The following is a 14,083-nucleotide window of genomic DNA, read 5'->3' on the forward strand; positions in this document are numbered from 1 at the left end:
GTGAAGAATTCAATGCAAGCAATGCGTGGCTGGGCCGCTCGGCAAGCGCCGTGGGTCGGTCTGGTAGGCATCCTGGGTGCAGCGCAAACCGCGTTCGCCGGTGATTACGAAGGTTCGCCGCAAGTGGCCGAATTCGTCGGCGAAATGACTCGGGACTATGGCTTTGCCGGGGAACAGCTGATGGGCGTGTTCCGCGAGGCCGAGCGCAAGCAGTCGATTCTTGACGCCATTTCGCGGCCTGCCGAGCGGGTCAAGCAATGGAAGGAATACCGGCCGATGTTCATCACCGACGCGCGCATTGCCCGTGGGGTGGATTTCTGGCGTCAGCATGAGGCGGTCCTGGCCCGCGCCGAGCAGGAATACGGCGTGCCGGCCCAGGTCATAGTGTCGATCATTGGCGTTGAAACCTTTTTCGGCCGCAATACTGGGAATTACCGTGTAATCGACGCCTTATCGACCCTGGGTTTCGATTATCCGCCGCGGGCCGAGTTCTTCCGCAAGGAGCTGCGCGAGTTCCTGCTGCTGGCCCGCGAAGAGCAGCTCGATCCGCTGAGCCTCAAGGGGTCCTACGCCGGGGCCATGGGGCTGCCGCAGTTCATGCCCAGCAGTTTCCGCGCCTATGCGGTGGATTTTGACGGAGATGGGCACATCAATATCTGGACCAACCCGGACGATGCCATTGGCAGTGTGGCCAGTTACTTCAAGCGCCATGGCTGGGTCGCCGGCGAGCCGGTGGTCAGTCGCGCCGATGTGCGTGGCGATCGCGTGGACGAGGGCCTGACCACGGGCATCGAACCGACCAAGACGGTGGGGGAGTTGCGAGCCCTGGGCTGGTCGAGTCATGATGCGCTGCGCGATGATATGCCGGTCACCGCTTTCCGCCTGGAAGGTGACAATGGCCCGGAATATTGGATGGGTCTGAAGAATTTTTACGCGATCACTCGCTATAACCGCAGCGTGATGTATGCCATGGCCGTACATCAGTTGTCTGAACAGCTGGTCCAAGCACGGGGCGTCAAGTAATGCTGGCAATGCCAATCCGCAAACCCCTGAAGCTGCTGGCTTTTGCCACGTTGTCCTTGCTGGTGGTCAGTTGCTCGACGAGCCGCTCGCCGCAGCAGAAATCCTCGAATGCCGTGCGTTCCATGCCTGGGCTGGACGTCAACCGTGCCCACAAGGATGGCGCGCCCTGGTGGGATGTCGACGTTTCGCGGATCCCCGATGCGACTCCGACCCTGCATACCGGCCCGTACAAGGCCAATCCGTATACGGTACTGGGCAAGACCTACTTCCCGATCCAGGAGTCGAAGAACTACGTGGCTTCCGGCACGGCGTCCTGGTACGGCACCAAGTTCCATGGCCAGAACACTGCCAATGGCGAGGTCTATGACCTGTATGGCATGAGTGCCGCACACAAGACCCTGCCATTGCCCAGTTACGTAAGGGTCACCAACCTGGACAACAACCGCAGCGTGATCCTGCGGGTCAACGACCGCGGTCCGTTCTATTCCGACCGGATCATCGACCTGTCCTACGCGGCGGCGAAGAAACTCGGCTATGCCGAAACCGGCACCGCCCGGGTCAAGGTCGAGGGCATCGATCCGCAGCAATGGTGGGCTCAGCGTGGCCGTCCGGCGCCGTTGATGCTCAACGAGCCGCAAGTGGCGCAAAATAGCGCGCCGGTGGTCACGGCTTCCACCGGTACTGTCGAGCAATGGACCCCGCCGCCTCAGCAACACGCGGCCGCAGTGGTTCCGGTACAAGTGAAAAACACTCCTGCAGCCGCCTCAGGCCAGTATTTGCAGGTGGGCGCCTTCGCTAACCCCGATGCTGCCGAGCTGTTGAGGTCGAAATTGAGCAGCATGGTGAGCGCTCCGGTGTTCATCAGCTCGATCGTGCGCAACCAGCAGACGCTGCACCGGGTTCGCCTGGGGCCGTTCGGCACGCCGGGTGAGGCCCAGCAAGCGCAGAACAGCGTGCGCTTGGCTAACCTGGGTCAGCCCAGTGTGGTCACCGCCGAGTAGGAACATTGAAGATTGAAGGTCCGCTCGCGGTATTGGGGGGCGGACCCTGGTTGTTGGCTCGTCGAACAACAAAAGCCCGGCAAGGGTCAGTGAGTGAACAACTGCATACGCGACAGCTCGTCAGAAGGCTGTCTGAAATAGTTTTGCCCTCCGGGGCAAGTTTCCATTAGCAACTTCGAGAGACGGATGAACATCACCACCTTTGCCAAACGCCTGTGCCTGCTTGTCCCGCTGATCATCACGCCCGCCGCCTGGGCGGTCGAAGCGATGCCGTCGCCACCGCAACTGGCCGCCAAATCCTATGTGCTCATGGACGCCAGCAGCGGTAACGTGCTGGTGGAGAACAATGGTGACCAGCGCCTGCCGCCAGCCAGCCTGACCAAGCTGATGACTGCCTACATCGCGACCCTGGAGATCCGTCGCGGTCAGATCGGTGAGAACGACCCGGTGACCGTCAGCGAAAACGCCTGGCGTACCGGCGGTTCGCGGATGTTCATCAAGGTGGGATCGCAGGTCACCGTCAGCGACCTGCTGCACGGGATCATCATCCAGTCGGGTAACGATGCCAGTGTCGCGGTTTCCGAGCACATTGCCGGTAGCGAGGACGCGTTCGCCGACATGATGAACAAGACGGCGGCCGACCTGGGCATGAGCAACAGCCACTTCATGAACCCTACCGGTCTGCCGAATCCCGAGCACTATTCGTCGGCTCACGACATGGCGCTGCTGGCGCGGGCGATCATCCACGAAGACCCGGCCCACTACGCCATCTACTCGCAGAAGGAGTTCTTCTGGAACGGTATCAAGCAGCCCAACCGTAACCTGTTGCTGTGGCGCGACAAGACCGTCGACGGTCTGAAAACCGGCCACACTGACGAGGCCGGCTACTGCATGGTGTCTTCGGCCGTGCGTGATGGCATGCGTCTGATCGCCGTGGTGTTCGGCACCAACAGCGAGCAGGCGCGCGCCGCCGAAACCCAGAAGCTGCTGACCTATGGCTTCCGCTTCTTCGAAACCCAGACCTTCTACCAGAAGGGCACCGAGCTGGCCCAGGCCCAGGTCTGGAAAGGCACCACTCATCAGGTCAAGGCCGGTCTGGCCGAAGATCTGACCATGACCATGCCTAAAGGCCAGCTGAAAAAGCTCGCTGCCAGCATGACCATGAACCCGCATCTGGTTGCGCCGATCGCCAAGGGCGACGTGATTGGTAAAGTCGAAGTGAAGCTGGACGATAAGGTGGTGCACAGCGCCGATCTGATCGCTCTGGAAGCGGTCGACGAAGGTGGTATCTTCCGCCGCATGTGGGATAGCATCCGCCTATTCTTCTACGGTTTGTTCAACTGATATTGTCGACCTGCGTGGCCCTCGCTCCGAAGTGGAGCGGGGGTCATGTCCGTCGCCACGGCTTACGAGGCCGTTACTGCCATGACAGACACAGACGTTAAGTCGCACAAGATTGAATTTCCCGTCGATGACTACCCGATCAAGGTGATCGGTGACACGGTTGTCGGCTTCAAGGACACCGTGATCGAGATCCTTGCCAAGTACGCCAAGCTGGACATCAAGTCCCTGGCCGAGCGTCAAAGCAGCAACGGCAAGTACACCACGGTACAGCTGCACATCACCGCCACCGGCGAAGACCAACTGCGTGATATCAATAGTGCCCTGCGTGCTACCGGTGTCGTCCACATGGTGCTGTGATGCCGCAAACGCTGGGCTTTCGTGAGCTTGGCCTGATGGCCTACGAACCGGTCTGGCAGGCCATGCAGCGCTTTACCAATGAACGCGGCACCAGCGCGGCAGACGAAGTCTGGCTGGTGCAGCATCCTCCGGTGTTTACCCAGGGCCAGGCGGGCAAGGCCGAGCATCTGTTGCTGCCGGGAGATATTCCGGTGGTGCAGGCCGATCGCGGCGGACAGGTGACTTATCACGGTCCGGGCCAGTTGGTGGCCTACTTGCTGCTGGATGTGCGCAGGCTGGGATTCGGTGTGCGTGATCTGGTCAGTCGCATGGAGCAATGCCTGGTGGAGTTGCTGGCCAGCTATAGCGTGCCGGCGGCGGCCAAGCCCGATGCACCGGGGGTCTACGTCGACGGGGCGAAAATTGCCTCGCTGGGCCTGCGGATCCGGCACGGATGCTCCTTTCACGGTCTGGCCTTGAACGTGGACATGGATTTGCAGCCGTTTCGACGGATTAACCCCTGTGGTTATGCCGGGTTGGCGATGACCCAACTGAGCGACCATGCAGGGCCGATTGAATTTGCCGAGGTAAGTGCCCGGCTGCGTGCGCAGCTCGTCAAACACCTCGACTATGCTGAGCAGACGACCCTAACGGGCGGAATCGACTGATATGACTACTGCGCAAGACGCTGTTGAAACCCTGATCCCGACGCTGGATGTTTCCGAGCGGGCGGCCCGTCCGAAAGTTGAAACCGGCGTCAAATTGCGCGGTGCGGAAAAGGTCGCGCGCATTCCGGTGAAGATCATTCCGACCACCGAGTTGCCGAAGAAGCCGGACTGGATTCGTGTACGCATTCCAGTCTCGCCGGAAGTCGACCGGATCAAGCAACTGCTGCGCAAGCACAAGCTGCACAGCGTCTGCGAAGAGGCGTCCTGCCCGAACCTGGGCGAATGTTTCTCCGGCGGTACCGCGACCTTCATGATCATGGGTGACATCTGCACCCGTCGCTGCCCGTTCTGTGACGTTGGCCATGGCCGTCCGAAGCCTCTGGATGTCGATGAGCCGATGAACCTGGCGGTGGCCATCGCCGACCTGCGCCTGAAGTACGTGGTGATCACCTCGGTGGACCGTGATGACCTGCGTGACGGTGGTGCCCAGCACTTTGCCGACTGCATTCGCGAGATTCGCAAACTGTCGCCGAACGTTCAGCTGGAAACCCTGGTTCCCGACTACCGCGGTCGCATGGACGTCGCCCTGGAAATTACCGCCGCCACGCCGCCGGATGTGTTCAACCACAACCTGGAAACCGTGCCGCGCTTGTACAAGGCAGCGCGTCCGGGCTCGGACTACCAGTGGTCGCTGACCCTGCTGCAGAAGTTCAAGCAACGGGTACCCCATGTACCGACCAAGTCCGGCCTGATGCTAGGCCTGGGCGAAACCGACGACGAAGTCATCGAAGTCATGAAGCGCATGCGTGAGCACGACATCGATATGCTGACCCTCGGCCAGTACCTGCAACCGTCGCGCAACCACCTGCCGGTTCAACGCTTCGTGCACCCGGACACCTTCGCCTGGTTCGCCGAGGAAGGTTACAAGATGGGCTTCAAGAACGTCGCTTCCGGCCCGCTGGTACGTTCCTCGTATCACGCCGACGAACAAGCGAAGCTGGCCAAAGAAGGCCTGGTTTCCTGATGTAGCCCGCCCGCAAGGCCCTGGCCTTGCGGGCAGCTTTGCCGCTGTTTGGTACGCCTTCTGCGCTGCGCCTCCCTTGTATTCTCCGTGGGTGATTTCCCCTCTTCTGTTTGGTGGCATTCATGGCTACTGTGCTGGGGTGAATTCACACAGGGAGAATCTGCATGCCCATCCAACCCACTGCTGCTCTTCACGCTCATCTGCCGGTGCCGGCATTGGCGGCGGAAGGTGTCATTGGCCTTATCGCCCCCGCCGGTCCTGCAGCTCTGGATACCGAAAAAGCCTGCCAATGGATGCGTTCCAGGGGCTATACGCTGCGGATCTTCCCTGGCGTAGGTCAACAGGATGGTTACCTGGCAGGCAGTGATCAGGTCCGTCTCGATGACTTGCACGGGGCTTTTGCCGATAGCGAAATCGACGCCATTGTGTGTTTGCGCGGGGGCTATGGCAGTCCGCGCCTGCTGGACAAGATCGACTTCGAGTTGCTGCGACGCCATCCCAAGCCATTTGTCGGTTACAGCGACATCACCGCCTTGCACCTGGCGATCAATCGTTATGCGGGCTTTGTCAGCTTTCACGGGCCGATGCTCAATGCCGACCTGCTGGGCGGCAAGCAGGCGCCAACCGAGGCGTCGTTTTTCAATATGCTCAGAGGGCAGGTCAAGAGCGGCAGCCTGCTGCCCCATCCGGTAGCCTTTCCCTTGACCACGGTGGAGCCGGGTATCGCCCAAGGGCCGCTGGTGGGCGGCAACCTGTCACTGATTGCCAGTACCTTGGGTACGCCTTACGAAATCAATACCGGCGGCGTCATTCTGTTTATCGAAGACGTCAACGAGCCGCTGTACCGCATCGACCGCCTGCTCAATCACTTGCGTCTGGCCGGCAAGCTGGAGGGGGTGCGCGGGGTCCTGGTCGGGGATGTGGCGGGTGTGGATTTCACCGCGTTGTGCGCGTTGCTCAAGCAGGTCTTCGAGCCCTTGCAGATTCCGGTGCTGGCGGGATGGCGCAGCGGTCACTGCGATCCGAACCTGACCTTGCCGGTGGGGGCACTGGTCAAGCTGGATGCAGGGGCCAGGGAGTTGACCCTGGCTCAGGACGTGGTGTTCAGGTAAGGCGCTGGCGAAGGAGCCAGCTCCTTCGCACACGCGTGTCTAGCGGCTGCGCAGGCTTTCCAGCAGCTTGTGGGTTGGGTAGCCATCTGCGGGCCAGCCCAGTGCCTGCTGGGCACTGCGAATGGCCTTGCGGGTATTGGCACCGATGATGCCGTCGGGGTTGCCGGCGTCATATTGGTGGGTGCTGAGCAGGGTCTGCAATTCGATGCGTTCGGAGCGGCTCAGGGGAAGATCGTCCTTGGGCCAACTGCCGTTGATCTGACCAGCGCCGCCAAACCGCTCGGACAGCAGATTGACTGCCAGGGCGTAGGACGATGAGTTGTTGTATTTCAGCACTGCCCGGAAGTTATCCAGAATCAGGAACGCCGGCCCTCGGTAACCCGCAGGCAACAGCAACGAAGCGGACAATTGCTCGGAGCCATATGGCAGGGCCTTGCCGTTGCTCGTTGTCATGCCCAGGCTCAGCCACTCGGCCACGGTCTTGCGGGTGGAGGCGTCGGCCAGGGCGTAGTCGAAACTGCTCTTGAGCTGGACCTCAACGCCCCAGGGCTGGCCTTTTTGCCAGCCTGAGCTCTGCAGGTAATGGGCTGTGGAGGCCAGAGCGTCGGCCGGGCTGTTCCAGATATCCCGGCGACCGTCGCCGTCGAAGTCCACGGCGTGGGTGTTGTAGGTGGTGGGAATGAACTGGGTCTGGCCCATGGCGCCGGCCCACGAGCCGAGCATCTTCTCTGGCTGGATGTCGCCGTGCTGGATGATCTGCAAGGCGGCAATCAACTGGCTGTTGGCGAAGGCCGGGCGGCGTCCTTCATAAGCCAGGGTGGCCAGGGAGCGGATCACCGACTTGTTGCCCTGGAAGTCGCCGAAATTGCTCTCCATGCCCCAGACCGCCACCAATGCCTGGCGATCCACGCCATAGCGCTGTTCGATCCGCTGCAGGATGTCGCTGTACTGGAGCAGCAGGGCCTGGCCCTTGCGTACCCTGACCGGAGACAGGGCTCCATCCAGGTATTCCCAGACCGGGCGGGTGAACTCCGGCTGGCTGCGGTCAGCCTTGATGACACTCATGTCCGGTGTGACACCGGCGAAGGCTCGGTCGAAGATGTCGGCGCGAATGCCGGCGTTCAGGGCTTCGGTACGGAATGCGTTCAGCCATTCATCGAAGGTCTGTGCGGGCTGGATGTCCAGATTGTCGGCGGTCAGTGGTGCGACAGTAGCGGGTGCGGCGAGGGGGGCTGCCTGGAGGGTGGGCAGCGGCTGGGCGTCGGCGGCGGTAGGTTGTTCCGCGCAGGCGACGAGCAGAACGAGGCTGGAGGCAGCGATCAGTTGGCGCATGTGCCAACGACGGGAAAGACAAAAGGGCATGCACAGGTCCAGAGAGAATAACTATCAGGTGCAGACCTTATCATGCCGACGGGGTTCAGGGCTTCAGGCGGCCAGAAAGTAAGAAGCCTCCCAGCTTTTAGACTGGAAGGCTTCGCGGCGGTAGCTGCCTTTGCCCTTGGCCGGGCGTTCCTGACGGCTGCGGAACAGTGGCTGGGCGACAATGGATTTGGCCTTGTTGGGGCCATGCTTGGATGGTTTGCTCATCGTTTTGTACTCGCGGTTTGTAGAGAGAGGCTGCGGCGCGAATCATCGGCCAGAGTGGAGCGGCTGTCCAGCACTCTGCAGCAGGAAGATGCCAGTCGTGAGATGAGCGGCGTGCTTACTCGGCCGGCAGGGCCAGGCGTTGGCCGGCCATCAGCAGCGACAGGCGGCTCAGGCTGCTCCAGGGCGAACCGCTGGCCTGCCCCTTGATCTGCGCATCGATACGCTGGGCATCCAGCAGCAACTGCCCCCAGCGCTGTGCAGAGTAACGTTGCAGCGCCTTGCTCATCAGCGGCTTGCGTTTGTCCCAGACCGGAGGGCGGGCCTGACTGAACACCTTGTCCAATGGCACGCCCTGGCTGAATTGCAGGGCCAGGTTGGCCAACAGCCGCAGTTCTCGGGACAGGGCCCAGAGAATCACGGGAGGTTCGACGCCTTCACCGCGCAACCCTTCCAGCATGCGCAGGGCGTGGGCGGCTTCACCGTTGAGAATGGCATCCACCAGCCCGAACACATCGAAACGCGCACTGTCGGCCACTGCGGCCTGGACCGTTTCGACGGTGATCTGTCCACCTTCAGCCATCAGCTTGAGTTTTTCGATTTCCTGGGCCGCGGCCAGCAGGTTGCCCTCGACCCGCGCGGCGATCAGCTCCACCGCGTCCTGGCTGGCGGACAGCCCGGCTTGGGACAGTCGCTGACGAATCCACTGTGGAAGCTGGTTGGCGTCCACCGGCCAGATCTGTACGAACTGGGTCTGGGCACCTTCCACCAAGGCCTTGCCCCACTTGGTCTTCTGTGCGCTGCCGTCGAGCTTGGGCAGGCTGATCAGCAGCACTGTGTCCTCGGCCGGACGCGAACAGTACTCGATCAGCGCTGCGGCGCCCTTGTCTCCTGGCTTGCCCGAGGGCAGGCGCAGTTCCAGCAGGCGTTTTTCCGCAAACAGCGACATGCTGGCCCCGGCTTGCAGCAGGGTGCCCCAGTCAAAGCTGGCATCGGCACTGAATACCTGGCGCTCGTCGAATCCCTGCTGGCGTACGGCAGAGCGGATGGCGTCGGCGGCTTCCTGGCAGAGCAGGGGATCATCGCCGCTGATCACATAGACCGGCGCGAGAGGACCTTGCAGGTGTTTGCCGAGTTGGGCGGGTGCGAGTTTCATAGGCGGGGGCCAATGGGGCGCGTGAGCGCCCCACACGGCTTACTGGTTCGGCAGTTCCAGGGGGGACTGCTGCGGAGTTTCCGCCTCAGCCTTGCGTGCAGCTTCCAGCGCCTGGGCTTCGGCCTTGGCTTTGGCTTCGGCTGTGGCTTGCAGTTGAGCAAGCTGGTCCGGGGTCAGCAACTGCAGACGGATCAGCATGCGCTGGATCAGGTCGCGGCGCATTTCCTTGCGTGTTTCAGACGATTCCTGATCGGAGCCGGTGATGTTGTTGCCGTCATGCACGAAGACCTTCTGTACTTCCAGCTTGTCGTCGAGCAGATGCAGGTTGTCGTGCGTCAGGATTTCGTACCTGAGCGTGGTGCCGATCTCGTATTCGGCCGAGCTGCCACCGCCGGTGTAACTGAGGGTGCGCTGGGAGTTTTCCTCGCTCAGCAGCACCAGCTTGTAAGGCGCGCCGGCATGGACCCGTACACCGCTGCTTTCCAGTTGTTGCTGGAGCATTTTCACGGTGGGGCCGTAGGCATCCCGGGCGCTCAGGTCGAGTTCCTTGATGGTCAGCTCATGGGTTCCCGTTCCGCGCAACTGGAAGCCACAGGCGCTCAGCAGCACGGCCAGACCCATCACCAGCAGGTTACGTTTGATCATGTATTGCTCCCCTTGAAACCATATGGGCCACCTTGTGGCCCTGGAGGTTTTGTTCGGCGCCCGATCCCGGACCGGGCGCCTGATCCAATTAGCTGGCGACGATATTGACCAGTTTGCCCGGCACCACGATGACCTTGCGGATGGTCAGGCCTTCGGTGAAGCGCAGCACGTTCTCGTTGCTGCGAGCCGCGGCTTCGACTTCTTCACGGCTGGCGCTGGCCGGCATTTCGATCTGGCCACGCAATTTGCCGTTGACCTGGATGACCAGTTGCAGGCTGTCTTGAACCAGGGCGCTTTCGTCCAGAACCGGCCAGCCGGCATCGATGATGGCGCCTTCCTGACCCAGCTGCTTCCACAGTTCGTGACTGATGTGCGGAGTGATCGGAGCCAGCAGCAGGGCTACGGTCTGCAGGCCTTCCTGCAACAGGGCACGGTCCTGGTTGCTGCCTTGCGGGGCTTTTTCCAGGACGTTCATCAAGGTCATCACCTGGGCGATGGCGGTGTTGAATTTGTGGTGCTGGCCGACATCCTGGCTGGCCTGCTTGATGGCCAGGTGGATGGCGCGGCGAATGGCTTTCTGTTCGTCGCTCAGGGTGGCGATATCCAGTGCCTGCGGCAGCCCTTGGCTGACATGGGCCTGGGCCAGGCGCCAGACGCGCTTGAGGAAGCGGTGCGCACCTTCGACACCCGAGTCGGACCATTCCAGGCTCAGCTCGGGCGGCGACGCGAACATCATGAACAGGCGGCAGGTATCGGCACCGTATTGCTCGATCATCGACTGCGGATCAACGCCATTGTTCTTCGACTTGGCCATCTTCTCGGTGCCGCCGATTTCCACCGGCAGGCCGTCGCTGATCAGTTTGGCCCCGATGATCTTGGCCTTGCTGTCGCGCTCCAGCTCAACGTCCGCCGGGTTGTACCAGGTGTAGGCGCCATTGGCCTCACGGCGATAGTAGGTTTCGGCAATCACCATGCCCTGGGTCAGCAGGTTCTTGAACGGCTCGTTGGAGCTCACCAGGCCTTCGTCACGCATCAATTTGTGGAAGAAACGTGCGTAAAGCAGGTGCAGGATGGCGTGTTCGATGCCGCCGATGTACTGATCCACCGGCAACCAGTGGTTGGCCGCCGCCGGGTCCACCAAGCCGCTTTCATAATGTGGCGAGGCGTAGCGCGCGTAGTACCACGAGGACTCGACGAAGGTGTCCATGGTGTCGGTTTCACGCTTGGCAGGCTGGCCGCATTTCGGGCAGTTGCACTCGTAGAACTCGGGCATGCGGGCCAAAGGCGAACCGGCACCATCGGGTACCACGTCTTCCGGCAGCACCACCGGCAGCTGGTTTTCCGGGACCGGAACGTCGCCGCAGCTGTCGCAATGGATGATCGGGATCGGGCAGCCCCAGTAGCGCTGGCGGCTGATGCCCCAGTCCCGCAGGCGGAACTGGGTGCGTGATTGACCGAGGTTTTTCTTCAGCAGGGCCGCTTCGATAGCGTCGAACGCGCCAGGGAAATCCAGGCCGTCGAATTCGCCGGAGTTGATCAGTTCGCCGTGCTCGCCGTAAGCGTCCTGCCATGGCGCAGGGGTTTCATCGCCGGCGCTGGTGCGTACCACGGCCTTGATCGGCAGGTTGTACTTGCTGGCGAATTCGAAATCGCGCTCGTCGTGAGCCGGGACAGCCATGACCGCGCCATCGCCGTAGTGCATCAGCACGTAGTTGGCCACCCACACCGGGAGCTTTTCGCCGGTCAGCGGGTGTTCGACGAACAGCGAGGTGGCCAGGCCTTTTTTCTCCTGGGTCGCCATGTCCGCTTCGGCGACGCTGCCGCCTTTGCATTCGGCGATGAACGCCTGCAACTCGGGGTTGTTGCGTGCGGCCAGGGTTGCCAGCGGGTGCTCGGCGGCGACGGCGACATAGGTCGCGCCCATCAGGGTATCCGGACGGGTGGTGAACACCTTCAGGGTGCCGGTTTCGCCGATCGATGCCTGATCGTAGGGGAACTGCACTTCCATGCCGCGGGACTTGCCGATCCAGTTGCGTTGCATGGTCTTGACCTGCTCGGGCCAGCCCGTCAGTTCGTCGAGACTCTCCAGCAGCTCATCGGCATAGGCGGTGATCTTGAAGTAGTACATCGGGATTTCGCGCTTCTCGATCAGCGCGCCGGAACGCCAGCCGCGGCCGTCGATCACTTGCTCGTTGGCCAGGACGGTCTGGTCGACCGGGTCCCAGTTCACGGTGCCGTTCTTGCGATAGATCACGCCTTTTTCGAACAGGCGGGTGAACAGCCACTGTTCCCAGCGGTAGTAGTCCGGCTTGCAGGTAGTGACCTCGCGGGACCAGTCCACCGCCAGGCCCAGGCTGCGCAGCTGGGTCTTCATGTAGGCGATGTTTTCGTAGGTCCACTTGGCGGGAGCCACGTTGTTCTTCATCGCGGCGTTTTCCGCCGGCATGCCGAAGGCATCCCAACCCATGGGTTGCAGGACGTTCTTGCCTTGCATGCGCTGGTAGCGGGAGATCACGTCGCCAATGGTGTAGTTGCGCACGTGCCCCATGTGTAGCTTGCCGCTGGGGTAAGGGAACATCGATAGGCAATAGTAGGTTTCCTTGCCTGGCTGTTCACTGACTTCAAAGGACTTTTGCTCGTCCCAGAACGACTGGGCGGCGGCTTCGATTTCACGGGGCTGATAGTGTTCGTGCATGGCTACTTTTGTACTGAATAGGGGTGGCCTAATCCTCTTCAATGCAACCACGGGGAGCGATGACGCCAAATACGGCGATTTTCAGTGCCCGATGGAGCTGGAAGTGGAGTTACAGGAAGCGCCGTAGCATACATGACCGCACTCTGCCGAGGGAAACCTTGATTGCTCGGCCGGGCCGTTGGTCGCAGCGGCGCAACGCTTTCGGTCGTCCGACTAAGCTCAAAAAGGGGAGTGAGTCTTATTCTTCGATGAGGTGAACGGATGCTTGAATCGCAGCGAAAAGTAACAGAACCAGAGGTGTATGAAAGGCTGCTGAATCGACTGGCTCTGGCCCTGGATGCACTGAAGACTGCGGATCGACTGCGTGATGAGCGGCCTGTCGAGTTGGAACTGCGGGGCTTGAGCAGTGCTGAGTTCGAATTGATCCGGGCCTATCTGGCTCGTAGCCAGCGTGAAATGCAGATCAGCATGCCGGGTGATCGGCAGCAGGAAATGCCCCGTTCAGCCAAGATCATTTGGTTGAAGGATCAGGCGCCCGTCAAGGAATCGGTGAAAGTCCGATCGCATCAGTGCAAGTAGTCTCCGGACTGCGTTTGGGGCCCATGAGGTCGTTGCCGAGGCGTTCATGAGCAAAAGTACTCGGCGCTGGTTGTTGCAGCAGGGCTTTGACCTTTAGGCTTCGGGCATCTTTTGGAGATGCCCGATGCCTTTTCGTTATTTCATCAAGCAGTTGCTGTTGCCCCCCGGCATTCTTTTGCTGCTGCTCCTGTTTGCCTGGTGCCTGCGTCACTCCCGTCCGCGGCTGGCGCGATGCTGCTTTGTTCTGGGTTTGGGCGGTTTCTGGCTGATGAGCTTGCCGGTGATGGTGGAGTGGGGCGCGCGCGGGTTGGAGCAGTTGCCTCCTTTGCCTCAGGGGGAGTGGGCGAGCCTGGCCCAGCAGGCGGATGCGATTGTGGTCCTGGGCTCAGGCCGCGAGCGCGGCGATCCGGCCTGGGGTTCTGATCAGCCCACCGGCGTGGGGCTGGAGCGTGAGCGCTACGCTGCGCGTTTGGCCAAGGCATCCGGGTTGCCGTTGCTGACCAGTGGTGGCTTGCATTACGGCACGCCGCCCACCGAAGCGGCGCTGATGGCCGAGTCCTTGCTCAATGACTTTGGAGTGACGGTGCGCTGGCAGGAAGGTCGCAGTCGCACCACCTGGGAGAACGCGCAATTCAGCGCCGAAGTCTTGCAACCCTTGGGCATCAGGCGCGTGGTGGTGGTGACCCAGGCCTGGCACATGCCTCGCGCCGTCTGGAGTTTCGAGCACGCGGGGTTTGACGTGGTGCCGGCCCCGGTGGGCTTTCTCGGGGTGGACAACGCCCGTCCGCTGGGCGGCTGGATGCCAGAGTTCAAGTCGATCTGGCAGAGCGGCCAGTTGCTTAACGAGGCGGTGGGACAACTCGGTTACCGAGTCTTCTATCGCTGAGTGGCGCGCCGGCTCCCGCAGGAGCCGGCT

The 14,083-nt window shown here is 61.6% G+C and carries 14 protein-coding genes; 9 read left to right on the forward strand and 5 right to left on the reverse strand.

The features are described from left to right. The 7 genes from mltB (at position 1) to ACMGG8_RS07855 (ending at position 6,508) form a co-directional block, all read left to right on the forward strand. Positions 1-1,023 carry a lytic murein transglycosylase B gene (gene mltB / locus ACMGG8_RS07825; RefSeq protein WP_414159409.1) on the forward strand — a complete coding sequence of 341 codons (1,023 nt, stop codon included), beginning with the start codon at positions 1-3 and terminating at the stop codon, positions 1,021-1,023. Then, positions 1,023-2,024 (forward strand): septal ring lytic transglycosylase RlpA family protein, encoded by a 1,002-nt coding sequence (locus ACMGG8_RS07830; RefSeq protein WP_060844725.1) that lies wholly within the window; start codon positions 1,023-1,025, stop codon positions 2,022-2,024. Before mltB ends, ACMGG8_RS07830 begins: the two co-directional genes overlap by 1 nt. A gap of 186 nt (positions 2,025-2,210) precedes the next feature. Beyond that, positions 2,211-3,368 carry a D-alanyl-D-alanine carboxypeptidase family protein gene (locus tag ACMGG8_RS07835; RefSeq protein ID WP_060841255.1) on the forward strand — a complete coding sequence of 386 codons (1,158 nt, stop codon included), beginning with the start codon at positions 2,211-2,213 and terminating at the stop codon, positions 3,366-3,368. 81 nt (positions 3,369-3,449) lie between these two features. Further along, positions 3,450-3,725 carry a DUF493 domain-containing protein gene (locus tag ACMGG8_RS07840; protein WP_011063665.1) on the forward strand — a complete coding sequence of 92 codons (276 nt, stop codon included), beginning with the start codon at positions 3,450-3,452 and terminating at the stop codon, positions 3,723-3,725. Next, a complete protein-coding gene (gene lipB / locus ACMGG8_RS07845; protein WP_414159410.1) occupies positions 3,725-4,372 on the forward strand; it encodes a lipoyl(octanoyl) transferase LipB in 648 nt (215 codons plus the stop codon). Before ACMGG8_RS07840 ends, lipB begins: the two co-directional genes overlap by 1 nt. 1 nt (position 4,373) lies before the next feature. Continuing rightward, positions 4,374-5,396, forward strand: coding sequence for a lipoyl synthase (gene lipA / locus ACMGG8_RS07850; RefSeq protein WP_414159411.1), 1,023 nt, complete (start codon positions 4,374-4,376; stop codon positions 5,394-5,396). A gap of 164 nt (positions 5,397-5,560) precedes the next feature. Then, complete coding sequence (locus tag ACMGG8_RS07855) at positions 5,561-6,508, forward strand: S66 peptidase family protein (protein WP_108546167.1); 948 nt, start codon at positions 5,561-5,563, stop codon at positions 6,506-6,508. Between the two features lie 39 nt (positions 6,509-6,547). On the opposite strand, the gene ACMGG8_RS07860 is transcribed toward ACMGG8_RS07855, so the two are convergent. The 5 genes from ACMGG8_RS07860 to leuS all read right to left on the reverse strand — a co-directional run bounded on the left by ACMGG8_RS07860 (position 6,548) and on the right by leuS (position 12,588). Next, a complete protein-coding gene (locus tag ACMGG8_RS07860; RefSeq protein WP_414159412.1) occupies positions 6,548-7,870 on the reverse strand; it encodes a lytic murein transglycosylase in 1,323 nt (440 codons plus the stop codon). Positions 7,871-7,933: 63 nt separating this feature from the next. Beyond that, complete coding sequence (arfA, locus tag ACMGG8_RS07865) at positions 7,934-8,095, reverse strand: alternative ribosome rescue factor ArfA (protein WP_015637164.1); 162 nt, start codon at positions 8,093-8,095, stop codon at positions 7,934-7,936. A 115-nt stretch (positions 8,096-8,210) separates the two neighbouring features. Next, a complete protein-coding gene (gene holA, locus ACMGG8_RS07870) occupies positions 8,211-9,248 on the reverse strand; it encodes a DNA polymerase III subunit delta (protein ID WP_060844722.1) in 1,038 nt (345 codons plus the stop codon). Positions 9,249-9,287: 39 nt separating this feature from the next. Continuing rightward, the gene (lptE, locus tag ACMGG8_RS07875; protein ID WP_060844721.1) at positions 9,288-9,893 is read right to left on the reverse strand and encodes an LPS assembly lipoprotein LptE; all 606 of its coding nucleotides are present in this window, start codon (positions 9,891-9,893) and stop codon (positions 9,288-9,290) included. Between the two features lie 88 nt (positions 9,894-9,981). Next, positions 9,982-12,588 (reverse strand): leucine--tRNA ligase, encoded by a 2,607-nt coding sequence (gene leuS / locus ACMGG8_RS07880; RefSeq protein WP_060844720.1) that lies wholly within the window; start codon positions 12,586-12,588, stop codon positions 9,982-9,984. A gap of 261 nt (positions 12,589-12,849) precedes the next feature. Between leuS and ACMGG8_RS07885 the strand changes: the two genes are divergently transcribed. Beyond that, complete coding sequence (locus tag ACMGG8_RS07885) at positions 12,850-13,167, forward strand: hypothetical protein (RefSeq protein ID WP_060841248.1); 318 nt, start codon at positions 12,850-12,852, stop codon at positions 13,165-13,167. Between the two features lie 124 nt (positions 13,168-13,291). Then, positions 13,292-14,053, forward strand: coding sequence for a YdcF family protein (locus ACMGG8_RS07890; RefSeq protein ID WP_060841247.1), 762 nt, complete (start codon positions 13,292-13,294; stop codon positions 14,051-14,053). Positions 14,054-14,083 lie beyond the last annotated feature (30 nt).

The organism is Pseudomonas sp. BNK-45, from assembly GCF_047456255.1.
Taxonomy (GTDB): Bacteria; Pseudomonadota; Gammaproteobacteria; order Pseudomonadales; family Pseudomonadaceae; genus Aquipseudomonas.